The sequence below is a fragment of the Aureivirga sp. CE67 genome (genome assembly GCF_015767245.1).
Lineage (GTDB): Bacteria > Bacteroidota > Bacteroidia > Flavobacteriales > Flavobacteriaceae > Aureivirga.
In genome coordinates this window covers 59,296-65,393 of sequence record NZ_JADOTV010000023.1, presented here as the reverse complement: position 1 = coordinate 65,393, position 6,098 = coordinate 59,296, and the positions used below count along the sequence as shown (strand labels likewise).

The window sequence follows — 6,098 nt, the reverse complement described above, 5'->3', positions numbered from 1 at the left end:
GTTGGAAACATCACTCGTTACTGTTTTTATAACTTCTATCGAAGGATCTTCTGAAATTATAACTTCAGTTGGATCGTCTTCCGTGTTTCCATCCGTATCATCATTATCATCCGAAACATCTTCAACCGTAGTATCTTCTGGAGAATCTCCACTTGCAAAAACGCTATTCGCAAATCCTCCATTGTCAATATCTGATTGGGTTACAGTATAAGAAACGGTATAGGTAGCAACTTCTCCTACTTGCAAGATCCCTTCTAAACTTCCCATTGAAGAAGAATCGAAAATACTTGCTAAAGTTTGTGGATTCGTTACTCCATCTAATTCAGTTAAAGTATCGACAATCGAAACATCATCTAAAGTAACATTTCCAGTATTGCTTACTAAAACGGTATAAGTAACTTCACTTCCTACTGCTAGGTTTGAAACATCATTCGTTACCGTTTTTATAACTTCTATCGAAGGGTCTTCTGAAATCGTAACTTCGGTTGGATCGTCTTCCGTATTTCCATCCGCATCATCATTATCATCCGAAACATCTTCAACCGTAGTATCTTCTGGAGAATCTCCACTTGCAAAAACACTATTCGCAAATCCTCCATTGTCAATATCTGATTGAGTTACGGTATAAGAAACGGTATAAGTAGCAACTTCTCCTACTTGCAAGATTCCTTCTAAACTTCCCATAGAAGAAGAATCAAAAATACTTGCTAAAGTTTGTGGATTCGTTACTCCATCTAATTCCGTTAAAGTATCCACTATCGAAACATTATCTAAAGTAACATTTCCGGTATTAGTTACTAAAACAGTATAAGTAACAATATTTCCTACTGCTAAATTTGAAACATCACTTGTTACCGTTTTTATAACTTCTATCGAAGGATCTTCTGAAATCGTAACTTCGGTTGGATCATCTTCCGTATTTCCATCCGCATCATCATTATCATCAGAAGTGTCATTCACTTTTGTATCTTCTGGTGAATCTCCACTTGCAAAAACACTATTCGCAAATCCTCCATTGTCAATATCTGATTGCGTTACGGTATAAGAAACGGTATAAGTAGTAACTTCTCCTACTTGCAAGATTCCTTCTAAACTTCCCATAGAAGAAGAATCAAAAATACTTGCTAAAGTTTGTGGATTTGAAGTTCCATCTAATTCGGTTAAAGTATCGACAATCGAAACATTATCTAAAGTAACATTTCCAGTATTGCTTACTAAAACTGTATAGGTTACAACATCTCCAACGGCAAGGTTCGAAACATCACTCGTTACTGTTTTTATAACTTCAATTGAAGGGTCTTGAATTAACTTAGTAATTGTTGGATCATCTTCCGTGTTTCCATCCGTATCATCTCCGTCATCCGAAACATCACTAACATTTTCTCCATTTGTATCTTCTCCAATTATAGTCGCTTGATTTAAAATCTCTCCTGCATCTAAATGTTCTTGAGTTATTGTTTGAGAAATTGATACTGTAACAATTTGACCTGCATTTAGAACATCAATATCTAAATCATTATCTGAATCCAAAGAACTTGGAATTATTAAAGTACCTGAATCTGCATTTGGATCCTGAACCTCAACATCAGTTAAATCTATATTTCCAGTATTTTCAATCGTTAAATCATAAACAATTACATCTCCTAATTTAGTTCCCGAAATTTGAACTGTTTTTGTAATTTCAATAGAAGGTTCAATAATATTCACTCTATAATCCTCTACCTCACCATCTAGAGCAACATTTATAGATTCCATACTTTCAGAAGAAGAAAGCCTAACTCTTATAAAAGTTTCACCTTTTAATGCTGTATTCGGTATATCTAAAGGTAAACTCAAATTCGTAAGTCCATCAGCAGTAATCTCTACAGCATCTTGAACTTTCTCATTTGAATCCTCAAAATTTCCATTTCTATTAAAATCAATCCAAATTGAAAGAAAAGCTTTTTCTATAGAAGCGTCTTTATTAACAGGTATATCTAAATTATAAGTATTCCCTTTAAATAATAAATAATCTTGAAGCGCTACTGAACCAATTGTAACTGCATCATCACTATCTCCAGTTGCTGAATTATTCGGACTAGCCTCTAACTCATAATCTACAGTACTACCAAGATATAATCCAGTATTAAATTGCACATGTTCTGCTCCATTATCTGTAGAATGTGTTTTATAATCTCCCGTTGCAGTACCTTGAGCTAAATCAGGTGCATCTCCAAAATCTGATTGAAAAACAATCGCTGAAGGACAACTTGCACCATCATTTTGTGAAGTTTGTTCTGTATTAATTAATTTTAAAGCACATGGGCTTGAAGTATCATAATCAACAATATAAAACAACTCTCCATTTCCTCCAAGTTCTCCATTATATGAGAAATATAATTTATCTGTATTTTCAACAAAACTAGCCCCATAACCTTTAACAGATGGAATTGCATTTCCATCACATTGACTAATTGGCGTTTGAGTTGTTGATATAATACTTGATCCATCTAAACTTGATAAGTTCTCCAGTTTATATAGACTATTACCTCCCATACCATAAGCTACATTATTTATAATCGATAGATCAGCACCTCCAAAGTTATTTGCAATTTGTATAGGAGTAGCAGTAGGACTACTTAAATCTAGTTTATATACATTATTATTCGTTCCTGAACGTGCATATAAAATATTATTTGCAATATCTGCAGCATTTAAATAATTAAAACTTGAACTGGTAATTGAATTATAAAGTTTTGCTTTTCCATTTTTATCAATTCTAACAATATCATTATTTTTTACTAAAGTATTATAAGAATCTTTATCTGTAGGATCTGCCTCTCTTACAACGGCATATAAAAAATCATCTGCTTCATTATAAGCCATTGCATTATATCTAAAACTTACGGCAGGCCCAACAGGATTATATTGTCCAGTAACAGGATCTAATTGAAATAACTGATCTACTATAACTTGAAAAAATGCTTGTGGACAATCAAAAGGAACTTGATTCATAACTACTAATGTTGGATCATCTTCTGTATTTCCATCTAAATCATCTCCATCATCACTTGTATCCTCAACAGTTACATTTTTTGGTGATGTTCCTGTTACAAAAACACTATTATTTAATCCTCCACTATCAAAACTTGCTTGGGCAATAGTATAAGAAACATTGTAAGTAGCTTCTTCTCCGACTTTCAGTTCTCCTTCAGAACTTCCCATGGTTGAAGAAACATAAGTTAAACTTAAAGTTGTATTCACATTTTCAAAATCTGTTAACGTATCCGTTAAATCAATATTTGTTAATGTTACATCTCCAGTATTTTCTACAACAACAGTATAATTTATAACATCATTGACTCCAATTAAACCATCTCCATCATCTGTTATTGTATATGTTTTTACTGCTTCTATTGATGGATTTTGACTAAAAATTGTTTCTGTAGGGTCGTCTACTGTATTCCCATCTAAATCATCTCCATCATCACTTGTATCTTCAACAGTTACATTTTTCGGTGAAGTTCCTGTTACAAAAACACTATTATTTAAACTTCCACTATCAAAATCTGCTTGAGTAATAGTATGAGTAGCGTTATATGTTGCCATCTCTCCAACTTTAAGTTCTCCTTCAGAACTTCCCATAGTGGAAGTATTATAAGTTAAACTTAATGGAATATGAGTATTTTCAAAATCCGTTAGGGTATCTGTTAAATCAACATTTGTTAATGTTACATCTCCAGTATTTACAATAACAACTGAATAATTAATAACATCATTAACTCCAATTACACCATCTCCATTATCTGTTATTGTATATGTTTTTTCAGATTCTATTGATGGGTTTTGATTAAAAGTTGTTTCTGTTGGATCGTCTACAGAATTTCCATCCGTATCATCTGTATCATCACTATCATCAGAAACATCATAACCTCCTGAACTCTCTCCTTCAACAGTTATTTTATTTTGAATACCTCCTGCATCAATATCACTTTGAGTTATTTCATAATACATATTAAAAGTTATAACCTCATCAATAGCTATACTTGCTATATCAACAATATCATCAGTTACTTCTGCATTTGAATAATCTGAAGAATATGTATCCCCTGGGCTATAATAAAATAATAAAGGATTTCCATTATTATCAAGAAACAAGTCTTTAAGTTTAATATCGTTAATTACAACATCACTATTATTTGTTATTGTAATGGTGTATTCTAACATATCTCCAACATCCAAGCCATTTCCATCAAAATCAATTACATTATATGATTTTTGCGTATCAATATCTAGTGTACAAACTAATTGATCAAAATTGATAGATACCGTTGTGATAGTTCCTAAATTTCCACTTGTAGCTCCATTTGCTCTAAATTCATCTTTAACAGCATTAGAATCTGAAATACCATTTTGACCACCTGAAACTGATTTCGTAGAAAGATCTGAACTAGCTGAAATGGAGATCACTCCTCCACCTCCTCCACCTCCAGGACCTTCTGCCTCTGAACTGTGATTAATATATTGGTTACCTCCTTTTCCTCCAGAAGCATTTATAAATGTAGAATTAGAAATATTTTGAGCTTGAATCAAGATGGTTCCTCCACCTCCTCCACCTCCAGGAGCATCATTTCCATTAGAACCAACATTAGTTCTATATCCATCTTGTCCTGTTGCAGAAATTTCTCCATTTCCAGTGATTACATTTTTAATTGTAAGAAGTACAATTCCTCCTCCATCACCTCCATCACTATTGGCATTATTATTTCCATCACCGGCTCCTCCTCCTCCTCCAAAGAAGATTTGATAATCATAACTTTGTGTAACTACAGGATGCCCTCCAAGACCTCCTACTGCTTTTCTTCTATCTCCTGACCAAGAAGAGAAAAAATTATTTGGCGGATTTCCAGGACTTATATAATCTTTAGGATAAGAAGGTCCGTTAAAACAAGGCCCATCTAAATCTGTAGAGTAAGAATATCCTCCTCTTCCTCCACCTGAAGAATTTGTTAAACCTCCATATGCTATATATTCTGGATCTAAAGCCCAAGCACCTGGATTTCCACAGGTACCAGAATCTCCAGAAAAATCATTCATTACACCTGAACCTCGAAACCAATCGGCAGGAATACCTCCATTGGCTCCTCCACCTCCTCCGGCGTTATGAGAGTTTCCTCCACCTCCACCATTTGCTGGTGCTCCACGTCCATACCTTCCTTCTAAATCATCGTAATCATTTCTATAACCTGCAATACTTTCTCCTTTCTCAGCTCCAGTTTTCTTTCCTTCATTGGCTGATGTTAAATCTTTTTGCCTAAACGTTGTAAAAAATGAACCTGAATTGAAATATGAATAATTATCATCTTCTATACTTCCTCCTCTAAATCCAGAAAAATCAGCATGAATTCTTCCATTATTCTCTAAATTATCTGCAAGAAAGACTACGATTCCTCCTTTTCTTCTTTCTACAGCTGAAGGACCTGAACCTCCAAAATTAGGACTTCCCCATTGATTTGCTGCTACAGAAGCTCCTACATTCACAATCATATTATTATATTGTGGAACACGTATTAACTGTGTATAATTTGCAGCAAAAAATGAGTTTTCAAGTTCACAACTTAAAGTTATTGTGTTTCCATTTACTTCAAGTACATATGCAAATTCATAAGTACCTGAATTGTTATAATCTGTCACTTTTCCATAATCCCAAGTATCAGTAGTATTAATTAGAGCTCCTTGAGCTTGATATAATAAAACTAAATCTCCTGATTCAAGATTATTAGAGTTAAAAGTGTTTTCCTGAAATCTTCTTGTTTCATCAACCCCTGTAGTTAAAGGGTCATCATCTGATAAAAAACTGTGATAATCATCATTTAATTGTGAAATGTCTTCTACAGTAACTTGATTACTTCCTGCTGAAACATCAGATACAACTCTTGTATATCGATTCAAACAGACATTTTCTTGGTTAATAGTAATATCTCCATCTTTTTTTTGTTGGGAATAGGCAACAAAAACATAAAAGAAAAAGAGAAAAAGTAATTTTCTTTTCATACGTAAGGACTTTTAATTTTTTATTAAAACAAATTTTATTCTTTCTACATCAAATATATTAAAAG

The 6,098-nt window shown here is 33.3% G+C and carries 1 protein-coding gene; it reads right to left on the bottom strand.

Annotated features, from left to right (window positions below):
- Nucleotides 1–6,033: DUF6923 family protein (locus tag I0K12_RS19015; RefSeq protein ID WP_196889735.1), on the bottom strand; the 6,033-nt coding region annotated here is incomplete at its 3' end.
- Nucleotides 6,034–6,098: the final 65 nt, after the last annotated feature.